Source organism: Acinetobacter sp. GW821-FHT01C12, assembly GCF_059422625.1.
In genome coordinates this window covers 517,617-543,711 of sequence record NZ_JBWKXD010000002.1, presented here as the reverse complement: position 1 = coordinate 543,711, position 26,095 = coordinate 517,617, and the positions used below count along the sequence as shown (strand labels likewise).

General features: G+C 42.2%; 19 protein-coding genes. 16 read left to right on the top strand and 3 right to left on the bottom strand.

Going from position 1 to position 26,095, the window contains the following annotated elements; all coding sequences use genetic code 11:
* Positions 1-187: 187 nt before the first annotated feature.
* Genes AC07WY_RS08065 through AC07WY_RS08040 form a run of 6 tightly spaced genes read left to right on the top strand, consistent with a single transcriptional unit; the run spans position 188 to position 7,011 of the window.
* Positions 188-1,150: a thiamine pyrophosphate-dependent dehydrogenase E1 component subunit alpha gene (locus tag AC07WY_RS08065; protein ID WP_494736108.1), complete on the top strand. Its 963-nt coding sequence runs from the start codon at positions 188-190 to the stop codon at positions 1,148-1,150.
* Positions 1,151-1,165: 15 nt separating this feature from the next.
* Positions 1,166-2,185 carry an alpha-ketoacid dehydrogenase subunit beta gene (locus AC07WY_RS08060; protein ID WP_419335217.1) on the top strand — a complete coding sequence of 340 codons (1,020 nt, stop codon included), beginning with the start codon at positions 1,166-1,168 and terminating at the stop codon, positions 2,183-2,185.
* Position 2,186: 1 nt separating this feature from the next.
* Complete coding sequence (locus AC07WY_RS08055) at positions 2,187-3,722, top strand: dihydrolipoamide acetyltransferase family protein (RefSeq protein WP_262086682.1); 1,536 nt, start codon at positions 2,187-2,189, stop codon at positions 3,720-3,722.
* A gap of 10 nt (positions 3,723-3,732) precedes the next feature.
* Entirely contained in the window at positions 3,733-5,133 is a 1,401-nt protein-coding gene (gene lpdA, locus AC07WY_RS08050; protein ID WP_262086681.1) for a dihydrolipoyl dehydrogenase, read from the top strand.
* Between the two features lie 11 nt (positions 5,134-5,144).
* The gene (locus tag AC07WY_RS08045; protein WP_494736107.1) at positions 5,145-5,930 is read left to right on the top strand and encodes an acetoin reductase; all 786 of its coding nucleotides are present in this window, start codon (positions 5,145-5,147) and stop codon (positions 5,928-5,930) included.
* A 22-nt stretch (positions 5,931-5,952) separates the two neighbouring features.
* A complete protein-coding gene (locus tag AC07WY_RS08040; RefSeq protein ID WP_494736106.1) occupies positions 5,953-7,011 on the top strand; it encodes a 2,3-butanediol dehydrogenase in 1,059 nt (352 codons plus the stop codon).
* A 120-nt stretch (positions 7,012-7,131) separates the two neighbouring features.
* Here the strand turns inward: AC07WY_RS08040 and AC07WY_RS08035 are convergent, their stop codons facing one another.
* The gene (locus AC07WY_RS08035; protein WP_494736105.1) at positions 7,132-8,589 is read right to left on the bottom strand and encodes an amino acid permease; all 1,458 of its coding nucleotides are present in this window, start codon (positions 8,587-8,589) and stop codon (positions 7,132-7,134) included.
* A 416-nt stretch (positions 8,590-9,005) separates the two neighbouring features.
* The gene (gene pdxR, locus AC07WY_RS08030) at positions 9,006-10,511 is read right to left on the bottom strand and encodes a MocR-like pyridoxine biosynthesis transcription factor PdxR (protein ID WP_419335226.1); all 1,506 of its coding nucleotides are present in this window, start codon (positions 10,509-10,511) and stop codon (positions 9,006-9,008) included.
* A gap of 302 nt (positions 10,512-10,813) precedes the next feature.
* On the opposite strand from pdxR, the gene AC07WY_RS08025 reads away from it, so the two are divergent.
* From AC07WY_RS08025 to AC07WY_RS08015, 3 genes are all read left to right on the top strand, one after another.
* Positions 10,814-12,139 (top strand): hypothetical protein, encoded by a 1,326-nt coding sequence (locus AC07WY_RS08025; RefSeq protein ID WP_494736104.1) that lies wholly within the window; start codon positions 10,814-10,816, stop codon positions 12,137-12,139.
* 279 nt (positions 12,140-12,418) lie between these two features.
* Positions 12,419-13,681, top strand: coding sequence for a 4-aminobutyrate--2-oxoglutarate transaminase (gene gabT / locus AC07WY_RS08020; protein WP_239045123.1), 1,263 nt, complete (start codon positions 12,419-12,421; stop codon positions 13,679-13,681).
* Between the two features lie 31 nt (positions 13,682-13,712).
* Positions 13,713-15,161 (top strand): NAD-dependent succinate-semialdehyde dehydrogenase, encoded by a 1,449-nt coding sequence (locus AC07WY_RS08015; RefSeq protein WP_239045124.1) that lies wholly within the window; start codon positions 13,713-13,715, stop codon positions 15,159-15,161.
* 447 nt (positions 15,162-15,608) lie between these two features.
* Here AC07WY_RS08015 and AC07WY_RS08010 read toward each other — a convergent pair whose 3' ends face one another.
* Entirely contained in the window at positions 15,609-16,229 is a 621-nt protein-coding gene (locus AC07WY_RS08010) for a TetR/AcrR family transcriptional regulator (protein WP_209827401.1), read from the bottom strand.
* Positions 16,230-16,442: 213 nt separating this feature from the next.
* Here AC07WY_RS08010 and AC07WY_RS08005 point away from each other — a divergent pair, with 213 nt between their 5' ends.
* The 7 genes from AC07WY_RS08005 to AC07WY_RS07975 all read left to right on the top strand — a co-directional run bounded on the left by AC07WY_RS08005 (position 16,443) and on the right by AC07WY_RS07975 (position 26,019).
* Positions 16,443-18,248, top strand: a complete 1,806-nt coding sequence (locus AC07WY_RS08005) for an ABC transporter ATP-binding protein (protein ID WP_494736103.1) — start codon at positions 16,443-16,445, stop codon at positions 18,246-18,248.
* Complete coding sequence (locus AC07WY_RS08000; RefSeq protein ID WP_494736102.1) at positions 18,242-20,011, top strand: ABC transporter ATP-binding protein; 1,770 nt, start codon at positions 18,242-18,244, stop codon at positions 20,009-20,011. Before AC07WY_RS08005 ends, AC07WY_RS08000 begins: the two co-directional genes overlap by 7 nt.
* Positions 20,011-20,955 (top strand): ABC transporter permease, encoded by a 945-nt coding sequence (locus AC07WY_RS07995; RefSeq protein ID WP_004717542.1) that lies wholly within the window; start codon positions 20,011-20,013, stop codon positions 20,953-20,955. The genes AC07WY_RS08000 and AC07WY_RS07995 overlap by 1 nt, the downstream gene beginning before the upstream one ends.
* A gap of 17 nt (positions 20,956-20,972) precedes the next feature.
* Positions 20,973-21,899 (top strand): iron chelate uptake ABC transporter family permease subunit, encoded by a 927-nt coding sequence (locus tag AC07WY_RS07990; protein ID WP_419335455.1) that lies wholly within the window; start codon positions 20,973-20,975, stop codon positions 21,897-21,899.
* Positions 21,896-22,666 carry an iron ABC transporter ATP-binding protein gene (locus tag AC07WY_RS07985; RefSeq protein ID WP_056513049.1) on the top strand — a complete coding sequence of 257 codons (771 nt, stop codon included), beginning with the start codon at positions 21,896-21,898 and terminating at the stop codon, positions 22,664-22,666. The genes AC07WY_RS07990 and AC07WY_RS07985 overlap by 4 nt, the downstream gene beginning before the upstream one ends.
* Before the next feature lie 6 nt (positions 22,667-22,672).
* Positions 22,673-23,647, top strand: a complete 975-nt coding sequence (locus AC07WY_RS07980; protein WP_494736101.1) for a siderophore ABC transporter substrate-binding protein — start codon at positions 22,673-22,675, stop codon at positions 23,645-23,647.
* A 143-nt stretch (positions 23,648-23,790) separates the two neighbouring features.
* Positions 23,791-26,019 (top strand): TonB-dependent receptor, encoded by a 2,229-nt coding sequence (locus AC07WY_RS07975; protein WP_494736100.1) that lies wholly within the window; start codon positions 23,791-23,793, stop codon positions 26,017-26,019.
* Positions 26,020-26,095: the final 76 nt, after the last annotated feature.

Here is a 26,095-nt window from a genome sequence, read left to right as displayed (position 1 = left end):
AAATATTTTTTGCTTTATAAAGTACTGTTTTTAATATTTTTATTGTGTTTTATAAATAAATATTTTTTTAGTCTAATATTAATTTTAAATGAAATAATTTTATATAAATATACGAGTTTTAAATGCCAGTGTTTGTTTTTAAATATATGATTTTTACTTTTAACTGTGAACATGAAGGAATAAATATATGCAATTAACGGAAGAGCAATTGCTAGCAGCATACAGACGGATGCGAGATATTCGTGAGTTTGAGGATCGACTTCACGATGAAAATAATACAGGTGATATTCCCGGATTTATCCATCTTTACAGTGGTGAAGAAGCGGTAGCCGTTGGAATTTGTGAAAATTTGACCGACAAGGATTTTATTACCTCAACCCATCGTGGTCACGGTCACTGCATTGCCAAAGGATGTGATATTCACGGCATGATGTTGGAAATTTTTGGTAAAGACGATGGTTTGTGCCGCGGCAAAGGCGGTTCAATGCACATTGCTGATCTAGACAAAGGTATGTTGGGAGCCAACGGTATTGTTGGTGGTGGGCCGCCTTTGGCAATTGGTGCTGCGTTAACCGCAAAAACCTTAAAGACGGGTGGAATTGGTCTGTCATTTACTGGGGATGGTGGTTCTAACCAAGGTTTGACCTTTGAAGCCATGAATATGGCTGTGGTTTTAAAACTCCCAGTGATTTTTGTTTTTGAAAATAATGGTTTTGGTGAAGGTACTGCACATGATTATGCAGTCGGAAGCAAAGACATTGCTGGTCGTGCTGCGGCTTTTGGTATGCCTGCTGAAAAAGTAGATGGGACAGATTTCTTTGCTGTGTATGAGGTCGCCCAAAAAGCCATTGAACGTGCACGTCGTGGTGAAGGCCCAAGTGTGATTGAAACCATTACCAATCGTTTTTATGGACACTTTGAAGGTGATCCAGGACTGATTCGTTCAAAAGAAGAGCTCGATTATGTCAAAGAGCATAAAGATCCGTTGAAAATTTTCCGTGAAAAAGTCAAAGGCAAGATTGCTGACGCCACACTGGATGCAATTGATGTTGAATCAAAAGCCAATGTCGATGCTGCTGTCGCAAAAGCACGTGCTGCCAATTATCCAGAACTTTCTCAACTTCTTACCGACGTTTATGTCTCTTACTAAAGGAATAGTAAAGCAATGCCAAATAAAAGTTATAGAAACGCGATTAAAGAAGCGATTGAATCAGAAATGCGCCGTGACCCAAGCGTGATTGTTGTCGGTGAAGATGTCCGTGGCGGGCATGGCGGTAAAAATACAGATGACAATAAACTCGAAGGCTTTGGCGGCGTACTTGGTGTCACCAAAGGGCTATGGACAGAGTTTGGCTCTGAGCGTGTGATCGATACCCCAATTACTGAATCTGCAATTATTGGAATGGCGGCAGGGGCTGCTGCAACAGGTTTACGACCTGTGGCTGACCTAATGTTTATGGACTTCTATGGCGTATGTCATGACATGTTGTATAACCAAGCGGCCAAATTTCGTTATATGTTTGGTGGAAAAGCCAAAGCGCCTTTGGTGGTTCGAGGCATGATCGGCGCAGGCTTTTCTGCTGCCGCACAACATTCACAATCCCCGTATAACGTGTTTGCTGCTGTACCCGGTTTAAAAGTCGTGGTGCCATCCAGTGCGTATGATGTAAAAGGCTTATTGATTCAAGCCATCCGTGATGATGATCCCGTGGTTTTTTGTGAACATAAATTGCTTTATGACATCAAAGGTGAAGTTCCAGATGAACCATATACCATCCCTTTTGGTGTAGCAAACTACACCCGTGAAGGAACCGATGTCACGATTATTGCACTAAGTTTAATGGTGCATCGTGCCAATGAAGTCGCGGATAAGCTTGCCAATGAGGGGATTTCCGTCGAAGTTGTCGATCCAAGAACGATTTCTCCATTGGATGAAGAAGGTATTTTAGAATCTGTCGCGTCAACAGGGCGTGTGGTGATTGTTGATGAGTCTGCTGCCCGTTGTGGTTTTGGGCATGATGTGGCTGCATTGATTGCACAAAAAGGCTTTCATTATCTCAAAGCACCCATTGAACTGGTGACACCACCGCATTCACCTGTACCATTTTCACCCGTATTAGAAAAACAATGGCTACCAAGTGTAGAACGTATCGAACAGGCTGTACGTAAAACGTTGGAGGCTTAGGATGAGCGAAATTAAAACTTTAGAAATCCCAAAATGGGGTTTGTCGATGGAAGAGGGCACCATTGCCCAATGGTTGATTCAAGCAGGCGAGCAGTTTAGTAAAGGACAAGAAATTTGTGAAATTGAAACCACAAAAATCGTCAATGTCCTTGAAGCACCGTTTGATAGTACCTTGCGTAAAATCATTGCCAATAATGGCGATACTTTAGTGGTTGGCGGGATCATTGCAATTTGTGCAGATGCGCAAGTTTCTGATGCTGAAATTGATGCCTTTGCTCAATCTTTGGCTGGTGCACCTATTGTCAATGAAAGCAAAGCTGTTGAAGAGGTTGGTGAAAAGCTGACAGCGACTCAGCCTGAAACCAAGACGCAAGCTGTGCCTAAACAGAATCGTACTGAGCAGGTATCAAAAGCTGTTGCCCAAAATGGCTATGTAATTCCTGCGGCATTACAAGGTTACCAACCTGTTGAGGATGTTTTTGCAACACCGCATGCCTTGAAATTGGCTGAAAAGCATCAAGTGAATTTGGCGCTGGTTTCAGGCTCAGGGCGTGGAGGTCGTATCAGTGTGCAAGACATTCAAACCGCAGTTCAAGCTGCGGGTGGATCATGGCCCGATATTCGACAGCAACCGAGTGGTAAAGTGGCGAAATCTAAAGCAGATGATAGCCAAGTGTTGGCAACACCAGTTGCACGTCGTTTAGCCAAACAATGGGGCATAAATTTACATGACTGCCGTGCCTCAGGCTCCAGAGGACGTATTTGTAAGGAAGATGTTGAAGCAGTTTATCAGCGTGAAAACCCTGCACCTGCCTCAAATAGCGCTGATGTAACGTTGACTGAAACTGCCAAGGTGACCACCGTTGCGATGAATGGTATGCGTAAAGCCATTGCTTCACGCTTACAGACAGCAAAACGCAATGCACCACACTTCCGTTTAACCGTAAATTTAAATGTGGATGCTATTCAGGGGTTACGTCAGCAGATTAATGCCACTGTGCCGCAAGTGAAATTGTCAATCAATGACATGCTGATTAAAGCGGCAGCAGCTGCATTGATCAAAGTGCCACAGGTCAATGTTCAGTTTGATGAAGAGAATCAGCAGATTTTGCAGTTTGATCAGGCAGATATCTCTGTTGCCGTAGCGATTGAGAATGGCCTTATCACTCCAATCATTAAAGCTGCCAATACCAAGTCTTTGGCACAAATTTCCAATGATATGCGTGATCTTGCAACACGTGCCAAAACCGGCAAATTGGCCCCTGATGAATTTCAGGGCGGCAGTTTCAGTATTTCGAATTTAGGTATGCTCGGTGTTCAACAGTTTGACGCGATTATTAACCCACCTCAAGGTGCGATTTTAGCTTTAGGTGCAGCAGAAAAACGGGCAATTGTTGAAAATGAGAGCATCGTGATTCGACAGATGGTGACCGCGACTTTGTCGTGTGATCATCGGGTGATTGATGGTGCGTTAGGCGCACAGTTCTTGGCAGCATTTAAGCAGTTTGTTGAAAATCCTGCATTGATTTTGGTGTAGGAGCATGAGCATGTCAGACACACAATTTGATCTTATTGTGATAGGCGCTGGTCCAGGGGGCTATGTGGCTGCGATTCGTGCAGCCCAACTGGGCTTAAAAACAGCCATTGTTGAAGAACAGCATTTGGGTGGCATTTGCCTAAATTGGGGCTGTATTCCAACCAAAGCTTTATTGAGTGGCGCGGCACTTGCACAGCAATTTAAACATTCACAACAGTTTGGTTTTTCTTTGGGTGCGATTGATTTTGATATCCAACAACTGGTACGTCATAGCCGTCAGGTGTCAGAACAGTTGGTACAAGGGATTGGGCAATTACTAAAAAAGAATCAAGTTACTGTTTTTAATGCAAGCGCTCAATTTATCGAGAAAGAACGCTTAGAACTGACTGATACAAAGGGTCAAAAACAACAGATTTCTGCACCGCATATTATCGTGGCAACGGGTGCCAGAGCCGCCAATTTAGCGCATGTTCCTGTCGATGGACAGCATGTCTGGAGTTATAAAGAGGCTTTAGTCCCAGAACAATTGCCGAAATCACTTCTGGTGATTGGTTCAGGGGCCATTGGCAGTGAGTTTGCCAGTTTATATCAGGACTTAGGCTGCCAAGTCACCTTGGTTGATATTGCCAAACAGATCCTACCCAGTGAAGACCTTGAAGTTGCCAAATATGTGCAAAAGCAATTTGAACAGCATGGCATGACGGTTTTAACTGAAGCGGCTGTACAAAACATCGAAATCGTCAAGGACCAGGTGCATTGTCATGTTGAAACCGCAACAGGTGTACAAATCATCACTGTTGAAAAAGTCCTTTCCGCAATCGGTGTGCAACCCAATACTCAAAATCTGGGTTTAGAAAGATTGGGTATTGAGTTTGAGCATAGTTTTATCAAAGTTGATCCATGGTGTAAGACCAATGTGGTTGGAGTGTATGCCATTGGTGATGTCGCAGGTGCACCATGCTTGGCACATAAAGCCAGTCATGAAGCAATTTTATGCGTGGAGAAAATTGCAGGGCTGGCACATGTACATGCTTTAGATCGTAGCCAAATTCCAGGGTGTATTTTTACCCATCCGCAGGTGGCAAGTATTGGGCTAAGCGAGCAAAAAGCCAAAGCAGCAGGTTTTACAATCAATGTGGGTAAGTTCCCTTTACAAGCCAATGGTAAAGCTTTGGCTTTGGGCGAGACCACAGGATTTGTAAAAACCATTTTTAATCAAGAAACAGGGGAATTGTTGGGAGCACACATGGTGGGGCATGAGGTCACTGAACATATTCAGGGCTTTGCCATCGCTAAATATTTAGAAGCCACTGATGAAAGCCTAGCACAGGTGATTTTCCCACATCCTACGTTATCTGAGGCGATGCATGAGTCGGTTTTATCGGCAATGCAACGTGCAATCCATATTTAAGGAGTCGCAACATGCCTAGAGGTCTAAACAATAAAGTCGCATTAATTACTGGCGCCGCACAGGGCATAGGACGCGGTATTGCTTTACGCTTGGCACAAGAGGGCGTGCATATTGCCTTGGTTGATCTTCACCAAGAAAAGTTAATTGCTGTTCAGCAAGAGATTCAAGCATTTGGGGTAAAAGCCACCACATTTATTGCAGATGTTGCTGATCCTGTACAAATCAGCAGTGCGATTGATCATGCAGAATCGACATTAAATGGCTTTGATATCATTATTAATAATGCAGGGATTGCCCAAGTTCAAGCCTTGGCGGAGGTGAGTCCAGATGAATTTAATCGGATTATGAATATCAATGTAGGCGGTGTGCTGTGGGGGATTCAGGCCGCTGCCGATAAATTTAAACAGCGCCAACATGCTGGCAAAATCATCAATGCATGTTCGATTGCTGGGCATGAAGGTTTTGCCTTGCTTGGTGTCTATTCAGCCACTAAATTTGCCGTTCGTGCCTTAACTCAAACCGCAGCAAAAGAATATGCCAGTGCTGGTATCACGGTAAATAGTTACTGTCCCGGTGTAGTCGGTACAGATATGTGGGTAGAGATAGATCAACGTTTTGCTGATATCACTGGTGCACCCGTTGGGGAAACTTATCAGAAATATGTGGATGGAATTGCTTTAGGACGTGCCGAAACCCCAAATGATGTTGCCGCATTGGTTGCTTTTCTAGCCAGTGAGGATGCTGACTATATTACTGGGCAGTCAATTTTGACCGATGGCGGAATGGTTTATCGTTAATACTTGAATGAGGAATGCATCAATGAAAGCAGCTCGTTTTTATGATAAAGGGGATATCCGTATTGAGGATATTCCAGAACCACTGGTACAACCAGGAACCGTTGGAATCCAAGTCGCATGGTGTGGTATTTGTGGCACAGATTTACATGAATTTATCGATGGTCCAATTTTTATTCCTCCGTGTGGTCATCCGCACCCGATTTCAGGTGAAGCTGCACCTGTGACCATGGGGCATGAGTTTTCAGGTGTGGTGTACGCTGTCGGGGATGGCGTGGATGATATTCAGGTGGGGCAACATGTTGTGGTTGAGCCTTATATCATTGCAGATGATGTTCCGACTGGACCACATGACAATTATCACTTGTCAAAAAATATGAATTTTATTGGTCTAGGTGGTCGCGGTGGTGGGCTATCTGAAAAAATTGCGGTACAACGCCGTTGGGTACATCCCATTTCTGACCAAATTCCCTTGGATCAAGCCGCATTGATTGAACCTTTATCTGTCGGACATCATGCATTTGTAAGAAGTGGAGCACAGTCAGGTGATATTGCCCTGGTTGGTGGGGCGGGCCCGATTGGATTGTTATTGTCTGCAATTTTAAAGGCCAAAGGCTTAACTGTCATCATTACCGAGCTCAGTGCAAAACGTAAAGAAAAAGCCTTAGAAGCAGGTGTTGCCGACTATGTGCTAGATCCGTCTCAAGTGGATGTTGTGGCTGAAGTAATGAAAATCACCCAAGACCGTGGAGTGGATGTGGCTTTTGAATGCAGTAGTGTCAATAAGGTCATGGATACACTGGTGGCAGCCATGAAACCGACGGGAGTGGTGGTGATCGTTTCAATCTGGAGTCATCCTGCAACAATTAATGTGCATAGTGTGGTGATGAAAGAGCTGGATATTCGCGGCACGATTGCCTATGTCAATGACCATCAAGAAACCATTCGCTTGGTTGAGCAAGGTAAAATTAATTTAGAACCTTTTATTACCCAAAGAATTGCTTTAGATGATTTGGTTTCACAAGGCTTTGAAACCTTGATTCATAACAACGAATCTGCGGTCAAGATTATTGTGCATCCTTAGTAGATCGAATGCGCCTTTATTCAATGCCAATATTGAGTCAGTAAGCAAACAATGAAAATGATCTGTGAACAAATATGAATGTTGTTCACAGATCGATTTAAGCTGATTTCTGCTGATGTATTAAGAGTTATTGTCACTGAGCTTAACCTTGCTTTGTGAAGCCTTATTCTCCGATGCTTGATGAGCACCCCAATTAAACTTTTGTGCACAAATCCCAAGACCTACGATAAGTAAGGCCAGTACACTGGTATATGCAACTTCTTTAAAATAAGTTCCTTCAATAACCATTGTAATTAATGCACCAATAATAAAGACAATCACCAGATAGGTCAGCCAAGGAAATAACCACATTTTAAATGGAATATGTTCACCTTCGGCTTCGAGTTTTTTACGTAACTTTAATTGTGAAAACGCAATTGCGAGATATACATAGAGGGATACTGTACCTGTTGTCAGCATGAGTACATCATAAATATTCATACTTTCAGTCGCGGTAAAATAAACGGCAACGAATGAAAACAGACTCGAAAAAATGACGCCAATCCATGGGCTGTTATTACGATTGGTCAATGCAAAGCTCTTCGGTGCATCTCCTCGTTTAGAAAGTGAATATACCATGCGAGAGCAGGTGTAAAGCGCCGAGTTAAAGCAACTACATACTGATGTTAACACCACAAAATTGACAATATGACGTGCTTCAGGAATACCCAGTGCTGTTAGGGTTACACTGTATGTCCCCCAAGTTGGATCTTTTAATAAAGGGTTGTTATGTGGAATTAAGCAAACAGTAATCAACATTGAGCCGACATAAAATAAAATGATCCGCCATACGATTGAATTGGATGCTTTGCGGATTTCTTTGGCTGGATTTTTGGTTTCAGCGGCTGCAACAGTCACAATTTCTGCGCCCATGTAGGCAAACATTACACCGAGCAAGGCAGTAATGACTGAAGAAAAGCCATTCGGCATAAACCCTTCAGCTGTTAAATATGTAACACCACCGACCATAGCGGCATCACCCCAAGGCCATATATGCAAGATGGCTAAACTTCCGATCACCAAGAATAGAATAATGGCAATGACTTTGATTAGGGCAAACCAAAACTCAAATTCGCCATAGTTTTTTACATCGCGTAAATTAATCCAAACTAAACTTACAATAACAAGGAGCATATAGCCCCAAATGGGAATAAATGGAAACCAGTTATTGAGAATTTTGCCTGCAACAAAGGCTTCCCATCCCATCAGTAAAGTCCAAAAGGACCAATACAGCCAGCCAATCGAAAATCCAGCCCAACGACCAATGGCACGGTCTGCATAAGTTGAAAATGAACCACTGTCAGGATTCAGTACAGCCATTTCACCCAGCATACGCATGATCAGTAGAACCAATAATCCGCCGAAAGTGTAGGCAAGGATTGCAGCTGGTCCTGCATCGTAGATTACATTTCCCGAGCCAACAAATAATGCACCGCCAATAACACCAGCAATCGAAATCATAGTGAGATGGCGGGATTTAAGTCCATTTTTTAAGCCTTGTGACGAATCTAGCTTGGAAGCAGATTGATTTGCAGTCATATTATTTCCCTTAATATCAAGCATATAATTGCAGTTGAGCGCTATGCTATTTTTTAATGATCTATCCTTTGAAATGCAGCTAAATGATTAAGCACTGAATGAAGATGAGGTTAACTTTGCTCAATCGTATATTTTGTAAACAGGGGGAAGGATTACCCTTTGGCGACTAAACTGTTTACATACTTTTTATGTATTCGATTAATTTGGCTTTTTTGTTATCAGGTGACGAGAGCCACTTTTTATCTATTCAAAGGAGCCAATTATTTTAAAAATGTGAAAAGGGCAAGGAAAAAAAATGTACAGAAAAATGAAGTTGCTCAATAAAATGAGCAATATTTTATGGTTGTGTTGAGGGTTTAAAGCGGGTAAAAATGAAGTTAAACTTCAAAATTAAATTTTAAAGGATCTCTGATTTTTTAATGATTGAGTGTTGGAATACCAGCGTCACGTAAGCATTTCAGTAAAATACCGAAAGCGACAAAAATGGCTTGTTCATTAACACAGGCGAAACCGAGTAATAGACCTTTCTGTTGAGTAGAATATTGTTTTGTATAGTATTGTGACAGTGCTCTGACTTTTACCCCTTGATCAAGCGCGTTCGAGGCAATCAAAACATCATCACTGTGACTTGGTAATTTTAAAATTAGGTGTAAACCTGCTGCTGTATTGTATTCGTGTAGGAAATCTTGTCCCAAATGACGGTAAATTAAATCAATTAAAAATGCATGGCGTTTGCTATAAAGTAAACGCATACGTCGAATATGTGCGCCATAATGCCCCTCACGAATAAACTCAGCCAATACTTTTTGATCGATTAGATGTCCACCTCGATAGAGTTCTGCTGAGACAATGCGTAATGGTGAAAACAATTTTTTGGGCACGACCAAATAACCAATACGTAGCGCTGGATAAATGGTTTTACTGAATGTTCCCATGTAGATGACGGGTGAATCTGGTTCTAAGCCTTGTAAAGAGGGGTAGGGTTGTCCTGAAAATCTGAACTCACTGTCATAATCATCTTCGACAATCCAGCATTGATGTTGACGTGCAAGCGCGATCAATTGTTTTCTGCGTTCAAGACTTAGATGTGAACCCAATGGATACTGGTGAGAAGGCGTAACAAAGATCAGCTTAGGTGGGCATTGAGGATGAAGGTCTGGAATAATCCCATCTTGGTCAACTGGCAGTGAACGTAAATTAACCCCATTAATGCGTAGAATATTGCGGGCTCCCCAATAAGCCGGGTCTTCGATCCAAACTTCATCACCGATATCAGTCAAGGTTCGCGAAACTAAATCAATAGCTTGGTGGGTACCTTCAGTAATGATGATTTGGTCTGCATCGCATTGAACTGAACGTGCAATTTTGAGGTATTCTGCGAGTTCCTGACGTAGCTCCAAACTGCCACCAGCATTGCTATAAATTAATTGATTAATTTCTGGTTCACGGCTTAAACGGGTCTGAATTCGGCTAAAAATATGATGCGGAAATTCCGTTACATCAGGTTCGCCTGGTACAAATGCTCCCCACTGGTAGGGTGATGCAGCAGAATAGCCGATTAAGTAAGAACCACGTTGAGATAAGCTGTAACTTTGCTGAGATTTTTTTTCTTGAATGGGTTGATGGGGATTTTCTGCTTTGACTAAAAAAGATTCAGGTAATTCGTCTGCGACCCAAGTCCCTTGCCCAGTACGGGCATTTACATAACCTTGTGCTTGTAATTGTTCATACGCGCTTAACACGGTATTGCGAGAAACTTTAATTTCTTTTGCCAAGTCACGCGATGCTGGTAAACGAGTTTTAGGTGCTAACACACCATCAATTATGGCATTGCGTAAGCAGCGAAATAGCCGTAACTGCAAGGTTCCATCGATATCTTGCTGCAATCGTTGTAGTAAATAATCTCCAAGCAAGCTACGCAATTGGCTCTCTCCTACAAATTGAAAATGGCTCTCGTGGGCACAATGTCAACACGTGCAAAATGATCTAGTCAGACCATGATTGTAAAATTTTACTTCATCTCTGGCTAAAAACACGAACCAGTAAATGGCAGAAAAAAATATACACAGATCTGACTAAAAGCCCAAGCAAAAAAAACAAGCTTATTTTTAGATTAGATCGCGCTGCTGAAATATATGGAATCGTAAATATCAACAACACTACATCAGTTTTAGTTTTTGCAGTCGCGAGGAAATGCGTCTACATACAGAAAAAGGATCATATAATGAACAGGATAGTGAACGATCTTACACATACGCAACAAGGGGCAATTGCTTGGAATAATGATCTTCAGTCATCTGCATATTTTGATGCACTTAGCGATGATGAACTTAGCGAAAGGGAAGCTATGCTGAACTGCCACAAGTGGAGTCTAAGGCCTGATATTCCAGTAAAATTGATTTTGCTTGTTACGCTGCTCAGCGTAATGACGGTATCTACGGCTATTTATGCTGAGGATCTTTCTTGGGGAAATGCTGATACGGCATTGGGGAAACTAACGGTGTCAGGGTGGGTACGTGCGAATTACCAAGATAAAGATTATTCGGACAGTGACCATAAATTAAAGTTTAATGCTGCGAAACTCGACTTAAAATATGATGCCAAGACCTTGTTTGGTGGCGTGGAATATCGCTGCTATCAAAATGATACCTTGTGTGATTTCTCAACTTTGGTCAATGCCAATTTTGGTTATAAGTTAAGTGATACGAGCAGGATTAGGCTTGGACTGCAGGATATGCCTTTTGGTATAGGTCGTTTCTGGACCAATAGTTGGTATGGGAGTTTATTGGACAATGCCGGTTTAGAAGATGTGCATAATTTAGGGATCAATTGGCAGCAGCAACTCAGCACCAATACTGTTTTGGACTTGGCTTATTTTGCTCGTGATGGCGGAAGTTTTGCAGGGGGCGGTGGAGATTCAGCGCGTTATGCTGCCAATTATGTTGAGCCTGAAGATACAACGACAGAGAATATCGAAGAAAAAAATATGTGGGTTGCACGGATTAATCAGAAAATTCACTTCGATGATTATCCTGTTCAATTCAATGTAGGGGGATCGTATTGGTATTCGGATTTGGAAAATAATAGTAATGGGCAAACGGGTCATCGTCATGCATGGAATGTTTTTGGTCGCTTAAATTACCAAAAGGCGAATTTAACCTTGACCGCTGGGCAGAATCGTAGTGATACCAAGTCATTAAACGCTACAGATTATACAACGGTTGGTTCATTTGAATCTAAATATTTTGTTGCCAACAAAAGCAACTACTATGTAGCGAATATTGATTATCATATCAATGATTTTTATAGAGATTATGATATTACCCCTTATTATAGCTATACCGTGTTTGATAAAAATAAGTCAGGTTTTGCCACATCAACCCGACAAATCCTCGGTGCATATATGAGCATGAAGCAATTTTCGTTAGCAGCAGAATATATCGTGGGGAAAAATGATGTATTTATTGGTGGTGATGCCAATTCTCTAGCAAAGGGCGATGCATCAGGGCAGAGCAAACTCCTTAATTTACTGTTTATTTATAGTTTTTAGTTTTTTCGGATAACTCAAGCAATGGCACCCTTTTAAAAGGTGCCATTTTTTTATCAGCTAATTTTAAGGCTAAGATTTATCAGTATTTATTGAATTTTAAATTTTAAAAAAATAGAGCAACTGTATACATTGGCTCTCTCGCACTTAATTAAAGTGGCTCTCGTTTCATATCCATAAAAGCGCACAATAAGACAAATCAACATGTCATTTGCATATCATCAATTGGGTGATATGGATGCTGAAATTTTATCATGTATGAATCAAGATTGAGGATATAAAATGGACAGTAAACATTCTGCTTTGAATACGCGTAAACAGCAGGCAACACCTCGAGGAGTTGGTGTCATGTGTCAATGGTATGCGGAGAAAGCAGAAAATGCGACAATTTGGGATCTTGAAGGCAATCAATTTATCGATTTTGCTGGTGGAATTGCGGTACTCAACACAGGTCATCGTCATCCTAAAATTATTGCTGCTGTTACTGAACAATTAACAAAATTTACCCATACAGCATATCAAGTTGTACCTTACGAAAGCTATGTATCTCTTGCCGAGCGTATTAATCAACGCGCCCCGATAGATGGTCCTGCAAAAACTTCATTCTTTTCTACGGGCGCAGAAGCTGTAGAAAATGCAGTAAAAATTGCCCGTTCATATACACGTCGCCACGGTATTGTAACTTTTGGAAATGGATTCCATGGTCGCTCATTTATGACCATGGCAATGACAGGTAAAACAGCACCTTATAAACGTGATTTCGGTGTGATGCCTGGAGGCGTTTTCCATGCGCGTTATCCAGTGGCGTCGAAAGGCATTACGATTGATGACGCAATTCAAAGCATTGAAGATATTTTTGCTGAAGATATTGCTGCACATGATGTGGCTGCAATTGTACTTGAACCTGTGCAAGGGGAAGGTGGCTTCAATGTGGCCCCAGCGGAATTCTTAACGCGTTTACGTGCACTATGTGACTTGCATGGTATTTTGCTGATCGCAGATGAGGTTCAGTCTGGTTTTGCACGCACAGGCAAATTATTTGCTATGAATTACTATGAAACTAAAGCTGACCTCATCACTATGGCAAAAAGCTTAGGTGGTGGTTTCCCTATCTCAGGTGTAGTTGGTCGTGCTGATGTGATGGATGCACCGAATCCTGGCGGGTTAGGCGGTACTTATGCGGGCAGTCCAATTGCGGTTGCTGCAGCACATGCAGTTATTGATGTTATTGAAAGTGAAAATCTATGTGATCGCGCCAATGTATTGGGTGCTGAGTTGGTTTCAGTATTAAATACAATTAAGGCCACCACCAGCATTGTTACCGATATTCGCGCTTTGGGTTCAATGGTTGCAATTGAACTAGAAACAGCTGAACAAGCAAAAGCTATACAGACGCATGCAATGGAAAATGGCTTACTGATTTTAACTTGTGGCCGCAATGGTAATGTCATTCGTTTCTTATACCCATTAACAATTCCAACAGCGCAATTCAAAGATGGTCTCGCTATTTTAAAACAAGGGTTTGCAACGCTGGTTGCAGCATAACTGGTTGCATCATAAGAAATGGGAGATTGAAATGCTTCAAGATCATTTGAAATATTTATTACAGCATGCAGATATTCACTTTGAACAACCGTTAAATGGTGGTTACATCGAAGTGAGTGATGCTGCAACTCATGTGCCATTAGCATGGGTGAAAGCATATGATCGTCAGGCGGTCGAACAAGCAATTATCCGTTCACAAGCTGCACAAAGAATGTGGAAAGCAAAAACAGCCTTGCAGCGTGCGGATGTGTTGTGGGCATGGTACAACTTGATTTTGCAAAATCAGGAGCAACTCGCACAAATTTTGACCGCAGAGCAAGGTAAGCCTTTGTTGGAAGCACGTGGTGAAATTACTTATGCGGCATCATTTATTCGCTGGTTTGCCGAACAGGCGCGTCGTATTGATGGTGAGGTACTGACCCCAACACAGCCAAATCAGCGTTTGCTGGTTATTAAGCAAGCGATTGGGGTAACAGCTGCGATTACGCCATGGAATTTCCCTGCGGCGATGATTACCCGTAAAGCTGCGCCTGCCATTGCTGCGGGTTGTTCGATGCTGGTTAAGCCTGCGGAGCAAACGCCATTAACGGCGTATGCTTTAGAAGTCTTGGCAGTGCAAGCGGGTTTGCCACAAGATGTATTGCTTCATATCAGTGGTGATGCAATTGAAGTTGGTAAAACACTGTGTGAAAGTGATACTGTTAAAAAGTTGAGTTTTACGGGTTCAACTCAAGTGGGCCGTATTTTAATGCAACAGTGTGCGCCAACAATCAAAAAATTATCACTGGAGCTTGGTGGCAACGCACCAGTACTGGTTTTTGATGATGCCAATCTGGAACAAGCCGTACAAGGCATTATGCTGAGTAAATTCCGCAATAGTGGTCAGACCTGTGTTTGCGCGAATCGTATCTATGTACAAGATGGTATTTACGATGCATTGGCTGAAAAATTGACGGCTGCTGTGGCGAACTTACAAGTTGGCGATGGTCGTCAAGAAGGCTCAACTCAAGGCCCTTTAATTGATGAAGATGCTGTTGCTAAAGTGCAATCACATATTGCAGATGCAATCAGCAAAGGGGCACAGATTAAAATTGGCGGAAAACGTTCAAGTTTAGGCGGAACTTTCTTTGAGCCGACGGTGTTAACTGAGGTGACTCAAGACATGCACGTTGCAAAGCAAGAAACCTTTGGTCCTTTGGCTGCATTATTCCGTTTCAGCAATGAAGAACAAGCTGTGGCAATGGCAAATGATACTGAGTTTGGACTGGCGACTTATGTGTTTACACAGAGTTCAGCACGTCAATGGCGTGTAGGTGAAGCATTGGAATATGGCATGGTTGGTATTAATACTGGTGCTATTTCAAATGAAGTTGCGCCATTTGGTGGAATCAAACAATCAGGTCTGGGACGTGAAGGTTCTAAATTTGGTATTGATGAATATCTCGAAATGAAATATCTATGTGTGGATTTATCTGCATAAATACGTTCTTTTCATCATGCTTTATACTTTTTAATAGGGTCTGTAGGCATTTCATAAATGGCTTGCGTTGTAGGTTAAAATTGAGCAGGCAAGGCATGAAACGAAGAGAATAGCGAGACTATTTTCGAGTTTCATAACGAAGGCTGAGATAATTTTAGCCACAACCCTTCGGGACTAGCGTGTTTTTTGCCGCTACGTGTTACCTTGCGAAACGATGTTTCTCATCATTTAGAATGACTAAATTTCGTATTTCGCGCCTAGTATCGCCTAAAAAACACACGTAGTCGCAAACGTAGACGAATTGTCTACAGACCCTAATCAGTCTTGTCCATTCAAGACTGATTTTTTTAATTTAGGGAAAATTTAATTTGTAGCTTAGCCATTGCACAATGATCTTAGCGAATCAGCTGTTAAAGACAGCCTGAATCTATAAAGTCTTATATCTGGTTATTTTAAATCATCTCTTTCATTGATCATGGTTAGTGCCCCAATGATTAATGCTTCCATACTCTGGATAAATTCCGCCTCCATTTCTGCTTCTTCAGCGGCACGTTGGGTGTCTTTAATCGGTTCTTTACCCGCTACAGAATAAATCGTATCTGCAACCGCGATACAGTGAAATGCAATGGTTGCATTTAACCAGCCCGCCTGCTTTTCAGAAAGAGAATAAGCCGCCGCAACTTGATGATGATGTTTTTCAATTTTGGCAATCATTGAAGGTGTAGATGCCATGCGACGAATTAAATAGGGGGTAAAACCAGGGTTGGACTTCACCAGTTCCCGAATTGAATGCATAAATTCAAACAGGTATTGTTTTAATGGAATCGGATTTTTTTCTAAAGGCTGCGGTATTTCCCAACGAATAAAAATTTCTTCTGCAATCAAATATTTAAGATCTTCTAAACTGGCAATATGTTTGTATAACGCCATATGACTGACCCCAAGTGCAGCTGCAACGCCAACAAATGTAAGGTTCAATAAACCGATCTCAATCCCAGCATTCATGATGCGTTCATGGGTGATGGTACGTGGGCGACCGCGAGAAGACGGTTTGCTCAGAGAAGACATATTTATTCCGTAAAAATTAATTTTTTAATGTTGCCATGTGAATGGATGAGGGTCAAATCGTTTACTTTGCTTAATTAGTTTACTACAATGCAACTAAATCTATTGATATTAATTCTCATTATTGTTTGATGGCATATCTAGCGGAGTTTTAGTCAGAATCAACTGACCAAAAGCAGATGGATATGAACGATCAGACACAGGATTTTTACTGTTATGTGTGCAAGTCATGTAAAAGAAGTTCAGACTCAGTATTCAAATCCATTGAATTTTATATTGCATCCAATTCGGCTCAAGTTAATTCTGGCTTCGGTCACAGCAGCGGTTGGTTCAATGCTCACCTTGGTGCCTTTGATTGCGATTACATGGGTGATCAGTACTATATTTACCGAAGTAACTACACTTGGTGGAGCACAACAGGGTGATGATAAAATCCTATGGATGATGTTACTCAGTATCGGGTGTTTGTTGCTCGGCATGTTTTTGTTGACTGTCAGTGAGTTAATCGCGCATTTGGCTGATCATGAAATTACTGGGCAATTGCAAAGCAATATAACCCAGCATCTGACTCAAGTTCCTCTGGGTTGGTTTACAGGCAGAAGTTCGGGAGAAGTTAAACAAATCATGCAGGATGACATTGGTCTGTTGCATAGTTTAACTGCACATTTTTATCCCGCTGTTGGACGTGCATTCGGCACAATTAGTGTTGCTGTAATTTTTCTATTGATGATGGATTGGCGCATGGCAATTTTAGCATTGTTGCCATTTTTAGGCTTTGTCATATTTTTACGTAAGGCCATGCGTGCTAGTGAAAATAATATTCAGCAATTTGCCACTCAGCTGGGTCAGATCAATAGTGCCGCTGTTGAATTTATTCATGCGATACCCGTCGTCAAAACCTTTGGCAAAACTGGTCAGGCTTCACAGGGCTATCAGCAGGCCGTTCATTCCTTTGCAGATGCTTTTCGAATATTTACTCGTCCCTTAGTCAAATCTATGGCGCATGCCCATGCGATGATTTCACCGATCACCATATTAGGTGTTGTACTGCTGAGTGGAACACTATTGATTTCTTTGGGTTGGCTTAAACCCATAAATTTACTGCCTTTTATGTTGATTACACCAACCATCTGTGCCCCTGTTTTATTGTTGCATACCTTATTACATGATCTACAGGCCAGTCAGGCTGCCGCGCAGCGAATTTTGGCATTATTGGATACACCAGTATTGCCAATGGCTAAAGGGAATCCACAATTACAGATTAAAGACAGCAGTATTGATTTTCATCAAGTCAGCTATGGCTATACAGCGCAGCATCAAGTGCTATCGGATCTGAATTTTTCACTTAAGTCTGGAACCATCACTGCAATTGTCGGTCCATCGGGTGCAGGGAAGTCAACCATTGCTCAGCTGTTGCTACGCTTTTTTGATCCTGTTGCAGGAAAGATCATCCTTGGTGGCGTAGATCTACGTGATATTCAAACCACCACACTTTATCAACAGATCGGATTTGTTTTGCAGGATACCCGTCTCATTCATGCCAGTGTACGTGACAATATTGCACTCGGACGTCTAAATGCTAGCCAACAAGAAATAGAACACGCAGCAAAGGCGGCAAATATTCATGATCGAATTATGGCGTTGCCGCAGGGCTATCAATCTATTGTGGGGAAAGATGCCCAGTTGTCAGGAGGGGAACGACAAAGGATCAGTATTGCCAGAGCAATTTTACTGGACCCCCCGATATTGGTGCTGGACGAGGCCACAGCTGCCGCTGATATTGAAAATGAAATTGCAATTCAGGATGCACTTTCAAAATTTGCTCAAGGTCGAACCCTTTTAGTTATTGCACATCGTTTAGATACCATTATGAATGCTGATCAAATTCTTGTCCTTGATCAAGGACAAATTGTTGAACAGGGGACCCATGAAGCGTTGTTCGCTCAGCAAGGTTTATATCACCAATTATGGTCCTATACCGAAAAGCATGTTCACACGCAAATGGGAGAAGCATCATGCTAAAAACCTTTTCTCAATTGCTGGGTGATGATGTCACTATTCTTCACCGTTATCTGGCGATGGCAGTTGTATATGCTGTGTTTTGTGGCCTGAGCTTGATCATGTTGGCGTTGATTTTGTCTCAATTGATGCTTGCTAATCTTGATCAAATGGCGCTTTGGCTGATCTTATTATTTTTTGCAATCATCCTGTGTTGGTGTCTTCGCCGCGTAGTGGAGCAAATGGGAATTGCGGTTGGTATTGCTGTTTTAGAAAATGCCCGTCTGCGTTTGGGGCATCATGCCGCAAGTCTACCAGTCGGTTGGTTTACCCAACAAAATACCACTCAATTCAATCATCTTGTCACTCAAGGCATGATGTCGGTTGCGCAATTACCAGCGCACGTTTTTACCCCTGTGATTAGCAGTGTGATCACGCCTTTGGTCATTGTCATCGCATTGTTATGTATACATGGTGTGTTCGGCTTGATTGCATTGGTTGCGCTTCCGCTGATTGTGCTGATATTTAGATTGACCAGTAAAATTGCCCGTTTTACAGATGAGCGATACCAACAGAGTTTTGCTGAAACAAGCCAACGTATGGTGGAGTTCGCGCAAGCTCAATCCGTTTTACGTGCTTTTAATGGTGAAGGTCGTAGCACCCGATTTATTCATCAAGCTGTAGACCAGCAACGACATTTCGGTTTAAAGCTTATTTTAATGTCGTCCTTATCTGCGGTATTGAATAGCTGGGCCATTCAAATTGTGTTTGCGGTATTTTTGATTGTTACGGTGTTTTGGCTAAACATCCACAGCGCAAATCAGCTCTTATTGGCAGACATTGTTAACATTACCGTTTCACTGCTCCTCGTTTGTCGATTTATTGACACCTTGCTTGAGGTTGCAAGCTATAGCGAAGTATTGCGTAGTGCAGGCAGTCAACTTGAAGCCATACAACAGATTTTTAACGCCAAAGCATTAGCACAAGTTGAGATTTCTAAAAGCCCCAATGATGCATCGATTGAATTTAAAAATGTTCAATTCCGTTATGCAGAGGATGAGCCTGATGTCTTAAAGGGTGTGGATTTATATATCCCTTCAGGCAGTATGATGGCGCTGATAGGTGCTTCTGGTTCTGGAAAAACCACTTTAGCCAAGCTCGTTGCTCGTTTTTTTGATGTCAATCACGGGCAAGTGCTGTTAGGTGGGGTGGATGTCAAGCAATTACGTTATGAACAACTGACTACACAGATCAGTCAAATCTTCCAAGACAACTATTTGTTTTCGGGCTCGATTGCTCAGAATATTCGTATGGGTAAAGCCAATGCAACCGATGAACAGGTGATGCAGGCAGTCCAGCAAGCGGGCATCACAGAAATGCTGGCGCGCCTTCCTGATGGTCTTGAAAGCATGGTGGGAGAGGGTGGTGTACGACTATCAGGCGGTGAACGACAACGGATTACCATTGCACGCGCATTGATTAAAGACGCACCTATTCTTTTGGTGGATGAAGCAACTGCTGCTTTAGATGCAGAAAATCAGGCGATTATTTGTGAATTGCTGAATCGCTTACGGGGTCAAAAAACAATATTGGTGATCGCACATCAACTCTCGACAATTGCTGCTGCAGATCACATCGCGGTATTGGAAAAAGGCCGAGTGATTGAGCAGGGAACACCCGCACAATTACGCTTGTTGCATGGACATTATGCCCGTTATTTAGCGCAGGGGCAGGCGGTTAAAGGATGGCGACTAGGCAAAAATGTACAGGTCGGAGAGCATGCCTAATGCCTGTCGTTTTATTGTTGCTGTTTGGTATGTTGTGCATCGCATCCTTACTGCTGGGTGCTCAGCAAATCGCATGGTCAGATTTATTTTCTGCATCGAGTGATGCATGGCTCACCCTTAGTGCAAGTCGGATTCCACGTTTGATCACGATTGTATTAACGGGTGTGGGCTTGTCAGTGTGTGGTGTGATCTTACAGCATATTGTCCGAAATCGTTTTGTTGAACCGGGTACAACTGGGAGTTTGGATGCCGCCAAGCTTGGAATTTTAGTGTCATTAACCCTTATTCCAGCCGCAAGTGTACTCAGTAAAATGCTGTTTGCGATGCTTTTTTGTTTCCTTGCCAGTCTGATTTATATCGCCATCATTCGCCGTATCCAATTTAGGAATACCGTTTTAGTGCCTGTGATTGGTTTGATGTATGGCGGCATATTGAGTGCATTGGCAGAGTTCTATGCTTATCGCAATAATATTTTGCAGAGCATGCAAGGCTGGCTGATGGGGGACTTTTCAAGAGTCATTCAAGGCCACTATGAAATGATTTATATCATTTTGCCCATCGTGGTACTGAGCTATATTTTTGCTCATCGCTTTACGGTACTGGGGATGGGCGAGGAAATGGCCTCAAGTCTGGGGCTAGGCTATGCAAGGATGGCTGCAATTGGCTTGTTGCTGGTTGCAATCACTGTTGCAGCAACGGTGATTACCGTTGGCGCTATTCCTTTTGTAGGATTGGTGGTTCCCAATCTGGTTGCCTTGATGTATGGCGAAAACTTGGCAAAAACTTTACCTATTGTGGCTTTGGCAGGTGCTTCTTTACTGCTGGTCTGTGACCTTATCGGACGTTCTGTACTTTATCCCTTTGAAGTGCCGATTGGTTTAACTGCAGGTGGTGTCGGTGGGGTTTTATTCCTGATGTTGATTCTGAGGGGGCTTCGATCGTGACAAAGTTGAAGCTATCGATGCTGGTATTCGGCGTAATGGTACTGGCGGTATTGTTTGTCTTTCTAAATGCAGGATTTGATTTTGATTATGTCATTCCGCAACGGCTGGTTCGGCTCGCCACCATCGTGCTTGGCGGAATATGTGTTGCATTTTCTTCGATTATCTTTCAGACCATCGTCGGCAATCGTATTTTAACCCCATCCATCATGGGCTATGAAGCCGTCTATTTGTTATGGCAGGTCATGTTGCTGTTTTTTCTTGGCACTTCTGGATTGTCATGGCTGGGTTTAAATGGAAATTTCTTTGTTTCAATCTTGCTGATGCTGTTTTATTCGTGGGCAATGCACCGTTGGTTGCTGACCCGAGTGCGCAATGATGTCTTTCAACTGCTGTTATTTGGCTTAGTACTCACTATGGTGATTAGTACCGTCACTCAGTTTATCCAGCTCAAAATAAGCCCCGGTGAGTTTTCAGTATTTCAAGGACTCAGCTATGCCTCATTTAATCGTTCTCAACCTGAAACATTAATTTATGCAGTGGTGACTGTTGTTATGGTTCTTGGGTTACTGAGAAAAAAATATGCTGTTTTGGATGTGATGGTGCTCGGTCGTGAACAGGCAATTTCATTGGGGATTGATCATCATCAATACGTCAAATTTTATCTTGCCTTGATTGCGATCTTGGTTGCAATTTCAACCAGCTTGATTGGCCCTACCGCATTTATGGGGGTGTTTATTGCCAATATTGCTTATGCACTCGCAGGAACACATCAACATAAATTTACCTTAGCTATCGGCTGTGTTGTAGCGATTGCCATATTTATTCTCGCTCAGATTTTAGTTGAGCATGTTTTTAATTATAAAACGACAGTCAGTATTTTAGTCAATTTGGTATGTGGTGTGTACTTTCTTGTACTGACAGTTCGTGCCAGAGGTGTTTCATGATTAGGGTGCGTAATATCCATAAATCCTATGGGGGAAAAAGTGTGCTTTCGGATGTCAATATTGAATTTCCTGAAAAGCAGGTGACTTCACTCATTGGTCCAAATGGGGCGGGTAAATCAACATTATTGATGATGCTGGCGAATTTATCCAGCCCTGATCAAGGTCAAATTTTATTTCAGCAGAAAGATATTACCCAGATCCGAACGGCTGAATATGCCAAATATGTTGCAACCTTACGACAGTCTCCAAGCTTTAACTTACGCATGAGCGTAGAAGAACTGGTGTCTTTTGGGCGGTTCCCTTATAGCGGTGGTGCTTTGACCGCAAACGATCATCAGGTGATTGATGAGGCAATTCAATTTCTAAATTTAGAAGCATTACGTAAAGCCTATATCGATGAATTGAGTGGAGGCCAACGGCAGATGGCTTTTCTGGCGATGACCATTGCTCAGCAGACTGAGGTGCTTTTATTGGACGAGCCTTTAAATAACCTTGATATGAAACATGCTGTTCAGATCATGCATGCATTACGTCGTTTATGTGATGAACAGGGGCGTACCGTGATTCTGGTGATTCATGACATCAATTTTGCAGCGAATTATTCTGACCATATTGTTGCATTGAAGAATGGCAAACTGCGTTTTAGTGGTCCAGTCAAACAGGTGATTACTGCGCAACAATTAGATGATTTGTATGAACTTGATTTTGAAATTACCTACAGTGAACAAGGCTGTATGTGCAACTACTTCAACTCAACAGGAGCTTGAATACACATGAAATGGAAAAATAACGACTGGACACTGGCACTGACCCTGATAGCCGCAATCAGCTTATCAGGATGTGACAAAAAACCTGCTGCTGATGCGAACCAAGGCGCTCAAAAGTTAGCAACCCCGATCGTGGTTAAACATGAACTAGGAACCACCAGCATTGCCTATCATCCACAACGTGCTGCGGTATTGGATATGAATGAAGCTGATTTTCTTGATCAACTGAGTATTCCTATTGCGGGTATGCCCAAAGATTATGTACCGCATTTTTTGCAAAAGTATAAAGATGATCAACAGGTTCAAGATCTAGGTGCGATTGTTCAACCCAATATGGAACGGATTTACACACTCAAACCAGACATCATCTTAATGACGCCACTGCAAGCAAATCAGTATCAAGCGTTGAGTAAAATTGCTCCGACTGTGCACTATGACATCAATTTCAATAACAGTCAGCAGCATCACATTGAGGCGATTAAAGTGCATTTGATCACTTTAGGCCAGATCTTTAATCAACAGCAATTGGCAACGCAAAAAGTAGATGCATTGGATGCCAAATTAGCAGAAGTACGCAAAATAACTGCAAATCGTCCTGAAAAAGCTTTGGTGGTCTTACATAACAATGGTGCCTTTAGCAACTTTGGGGTTCAGTCACGTTATGGCTTTGTATTTAATGCATTTGGAGTAAAACCAGCCAGTACAGTGGTAGATACAAGTTTGCATGGTCAACCGATTTCTAGTGAATTTATCAAACAGGCTGATCCCGATATTTTGTATATCGTCGATCGTACAGCCGTCATGGAACATCGTCCGACGATTGATGCTGAGCGGATGAGTAATCCTTTATTACGCCAAACCAAAGCATGGAAAAATGGCAAAGTAGTTTTTGTTGATGCAGATGCTTGGTACATCACTGCGGCAAGCCCAACCTCCATGCATATTTTAATTGATGATGTCATCAAGGGGTATCAGCTATGAATTAGGTCTTTACACGATAAATTTATAGCCAGATAAGCTCTAGCCAAAACACCCATACCGTGAACAAGTAACTACAGCATACTTTTCAATAAAAAAAGTGTGATAGGGAAACTTGTGCTTAAAAAATGAAAGGAAATTTGTATATGAAATATGGTCGTCGACTTTTTCAGCACGCTTTGAAACCACAGTGCCGAGATTTAAGCCCGCAATTTAAACTGAAAAACTTGATTTCTGCTCAACTGTTGTTAAGTTTCGGATTAACTTTGGTGATTCCGATCTCAACAATTCATGCGCAAACACCTGATCTGCCATCATCAGATCGCGAGGCATTGCAAAATTTACCCACCATCCATGTACAAGCTGTGAATGAAAAAAATAGTGTTTTAGCGGGGCAGATTTCTTCGCAGAATAAATTGGGTTTTTTAGGTGAAAAAGGCTTCTTAGAAACGCCATTTAATAGCATTGGCTATACAGACCAATATATTGAAAATCAACAGGCAAAAGATATTACAGATGTCATTGCTAAAACCGACCCATCGGTATTTACCAATGGTGCCAGTGGCGGCTGGAGTGAAAACTACTATATTCGTGGCTTTGCTTCGAGTACAAGTGATATGTCAATGAACGGCATGTTTGGCATCACACCTTTTTATCGAAGCTCTCCTGAAATGTTTGAACGAATCGAGGTACTCAAAGGACCTACAGCATTACTCAATGGGATGCCGCCAGCAGGATCTGTGGGAGGCATGGTCAATTTAGTCAGCAAGCGTGCAGGCGATGATCCATTGCAACGTTTTAGCGCGACCTATATGTCTGATTCACAGTTTGGTGGTCATCTCGATATCGGCAGACGTTTCGGTCAAAATAAAGATTTTGGTGTACGTTTAAATACAGTATATCGTGATGGAATAGGGGCAATTAAGGACCAAGATAAAAAAACAGCCTTAGTTTCTGTAGGTCTGGATTGGCGTGGTGAACGTGCACGTATTTCAGCAGACCTCTATACAGCTGAGGATCGAGTAGATGGTGTCAACCGTGGGATTAATTTACTCTCAGGGGTTGCGATTCCTAAACCACCAAAACCAGACACACTATTAAATCCAGACTGGTCTTTTGTTGAAACCAAAGATAAGGGCGCTATGCTTCGTGGCGAATATGACTTAAGTGATCGAGTTATGGCATATGCCGCTTATGGACAAAGTAAAACCGATTATAAATATAATGGTGCCATGTCAGCGACCGTGCTCGACAGTCAAGGCAGGCTCGAAACCAAGATTGGTCAGTTGGCTTTTGATCTTGAAAAGAAATCAGCTGATCTGGGCATAAAAGGAAAATTTGATACAGGATCTATTGGTCACCAATGGGTTGTCAATGCAACGTATTACCAACATGATCAAAATGACTATGGGGTAAGAAACGTGGCTGGGGCTGAATGGATCACCAATCTTTATCATCCAGTTTGGGGAAATCCAGTTCGCTTTAATGCGCCACATATTTCTAAAACAGCATCTCGTTTAAACAGTTATGGGATTGCGGACACCTTATCTTTTGCTCAAGATCAAGTCCAATTGACCTTGGGTGTACGACAACAGAATGTGCTGAGTGAAGCTTTTAATATTGTTACAGGCAGTCGAACATCTCGTTATGATGAAAGTGCCACCACACCTGGGGCTGCGATATTGTTTAAAGCCACAGAACATATTTCCTTATATGCAAACTATATTGAAGGCTTAAGCCAAGGCTCAACTGCACCGTATACTGCAGCAAATGCGGGTGAAGTTTTTGCACCTTTTAAAACAAAACAAAAAGAGCTTGGGATTAAAATGGATTTAGGGAAATTCTCAAATACTTTGAGTCTGTTTGAAATTGAAAAACCAAGTAGCTATACCGATCCTATCAGCAATATTTTTACTGCTGATGGCGAGCAGCGCAATAGAGGAATTGAATGGAGCTTCTTTGGAGCACCTATTGCGAATCTTCGTGTAATCGGTGGTGTTGCCTATATTGATCCTGAATTAACCAAAACTGCAGGTGGTAAAAACCAAGGCAATACTGCGACTGGGGTTGCCAAGCAACAGGCGAAATTAGGCATGGAGTGGGATATTTCGATGTTGCAGGGTTTAACCTTGACTGGAAATGCCACAGCAGTTTCAAAGCAATATATCAATCAGGAAAATACATTACATGCTTCTGGACGGACACTGTTTGATGTTGGGGCGAGATACAAGACCAATGTTTCAAGTTTTCCACTGAACTTAGCAGCGAGTATCAATAACGTGACCAATAAGGCCTATTGGGGCATGCCACAATTGTCCAGTTTAGCCTTGGGCGCACCTCGAACTTATATGCTGTCGGCTTCTATCGATTTTTAATTTAAGCGATACAGCACTATATTTTTATATGGTGCTGTATGTTGATTCAATGAAGGGCTTTAAATCATTTAAATCT

Excerpts from the sequence above, each read along its gene's own strand:
- AC07WY_RS08035 (WP_494736105.1), bottom strand. The coding sequence starts at position 8,589 with ATGACTGCAAATCAATCTGCTTCCAAGCTAGATTCGTCACAAGGCTTA.
- lpdA (WP_262086681.1), top strand. The coding sequence starts at position 3,733 with ATGTCAGACACACAATTTGATCTTATTGTGATAGGCGCTGGTCCAGGG.
- AC07WY_RS08040 (WP_494736106.1), top strand. The coding sequence starts at position 5,953 with ATGAAAGCAGCTCGTTTTTATGATAAAGGGGATATCCGTATTGAGGAT.
- AC07WY_RS08025 (WP_494736104.1), top strand. The coding sequence starts at position 10,814 with ATGAACAGGATAGTGAACGATCTTACACATACGCAACAAGGGGCAATT.
- AC07WY_RS08005 (WP_494736103.1), top strand. The coding sequence starts at position 16,443 with ATGTGTGCAAGTCATGTAAAAGAAGTTCAGACTCAGTATTCAAATCCA.
- AC07WY_RS07990 (WP_419335455.1), top strand. The coding sequence starts at position 20,973 with ATGCTGGTATTCGGCGTAATGGTACTGGCGGTATTGTTTGTCTTTCTA.
- AC07WY_RS08000 (WP_494736102.1), top strand. The coding sequence starts at position 18,242 with ATGCTAAAAACCTTTTCTCAATTGCTGGGTGATGATGTCACTATTCTT.
- AC07WY_RS08015 (WP_239045124.1), top strand. The coding sequence starts at position 13,713 with ATGCTTCAAGATCATTTGAAATATTTATTACAGCATGCAGATATTCAC.
- gabT (WP_239045123.1), top strand. The coding sequence starts at position 12,419 with ATGGACAGTAAACATTCTGCTTTGAATACGCGTAAACAGCAGGCAACA.
- AC07WY_RS07975 (WP_494736100.1), top strand. The coding sequence starts at position 23,791 with ATGAAATATGGTCGTCGACTTTTTCAGCACGCTTTGAAACCACAGTGC.
- AC07WY_RS07985 (WP_056513049.1), top strand. The coding sequence starts at position 21,896 with ATGATTAGGGTGCGTAATATCCATAAATCCTATGGGGGAAAAAGTGTG.
- AC07WY_RS08060 (WP_419335217.1), top strand. The coding sequence starts at position 1,166 with ATGCCAAATAAAAGTTATAGAAACGCGATTAAAGAAGCGATTGAATCA.
- AC07WY_RS07995 (WP_004717542.1), top strand. The coding sequence starts at position 20,011 with ATGCCTGTCGTTTTATTGTTGCTGTTTGGTATGTTGTGCATCGCATCC.
- AC07WY_RS08010 (WP_209827401.1), bottom strand. The coding sequence starts at position 16,229 with ATGTCTTCTCTGAGCAAACCGTCTTCTCGCGGTCGCCCACGTACCATC.
- AC07WY_RS07980 (WP_494736101.1), top strand. The coding sequence starts at position 22,673 with ATGAAATGGAAAAATAACGACTGGACACTGGCACTGACCCTGATAGCC.
- AC07WY_RS08055 (WP_262086682.1), top strand. The coding sequence starts at position 2,187 with ATGAGCGAAATTAAAACTTTAGAAATCCCAAAATGGGGTTTGTCGATG.
- AC07WY_RS08065 (WP_494736108.1), top strand. The coding sequence starts at position 188 with ATGCAATTAACGGAAGAGCAATTGCTAGCAGCATACAGACGGATGCGA.
- AC07WY_RS08045 (WP_494736107.1), top strand. The coding sequence starts at position 5,145 with ATGCCTAGAGGTCTAAACAATAAAGTCGCATTAATTACTGGCGCCGCA.